1 protein-coding gene is annotated in these 963 nt (G+C 51.7%); it reads right to left on the bottom strand.

Annotated features, from left to right (window positions below):
* Window positions 1-963, bottom strand: a 963-nt coding sequence (locus ACFQS8_RS15550) for a dihydroxy-acid dehydratase domain-containing protein (protein WP_382169216.1), incomplete at both ends; no start/stop codon positions are given.

Raw genomic sequence — 963 nt, 5'->3', positions numbered from 1 at the left:
ATGTCTTCAAACACGACCGCCTTGCCCTTTTTCACAAGCAAATCATCCGACGCGGCAGAAGGTTTTATTATCGCACCATTGGGCGCAAGATTACCTTTCAACACCCATATTCCAGCATTGTGTTTTACCGGCTTATCCATGCTGGCAATCACCTCTGGAATATAAACTTCCGCCCCCTCAATCTGCTCTCCAATCGTCAAGCCTGACACGGTCGGCGCATGCTTTTTGATACGATCGCCCATCTGATTCATCAAGGCCGGCATCCCGCCCGCATAGTGCAGATCTTCCATCAAATACTCACCCGATGGGGCAATATTGGCCAGAAGCGGCATATCGCCTGCAATCTTGTCAAAATCATCCAATGTCAGATCAACACCCACACGCCCTGCAAGGGCTAAAAGGTGGATCACAGAATTGGTCGATCCCCCAATCGCAGCATGTACGCTGATCGCATTTTCAAAAGCATCCCGTGTGAGGAAAGAAGATAAAGGCTTATCCTCCTTCACCAAATCCACAATCCGACGTCCCGTCACATGCGCTAGCGCCTGACGCCGCGCATCCACGGCTGGAAGCGTGCCATTATATTTCAAAGAAATCCCCAGCGCCTCAACAACAGAAGAGAAGCTTGAAGCTGATCCCATCGTATTACACACACCGCGCGAGCGCGACATGCCTGCCTCTGCGGCGAAAAATTCCTGTTCGCTAATCTCACCCGCGCGTACTTGCTCTGAGAGCTTCCACACATCCGTTCCCGAACCGATATTCTTGCCTTTAAATTTCCCGTTTAGCATGGGGCCAGAGGAGACAATAATGGTGGGCAGATCCACACTCGCCGCCCCCATCAACTGACCCGGCGTTGTCTTGTCACATCCCCCAAGCAGCACGACGCCATCAATCGGATTGCCGCGAATACTCTCTTCAACTTCCATCGCAAGCAGATTACGAAACAACATCGCTGTGGGA

This window comes from Hirschia litorea, assembly GCF_042665075.1.
Lineage (GTDB): Bacteria > Pseudomonadota > Alphaproteobacteria > Caulobacterales > Hyphomonadaceae > Hirschia > Hirschia litorea.
This window is presented reverse-complemented; position numbering and strand designations above follow the sequence as displayed.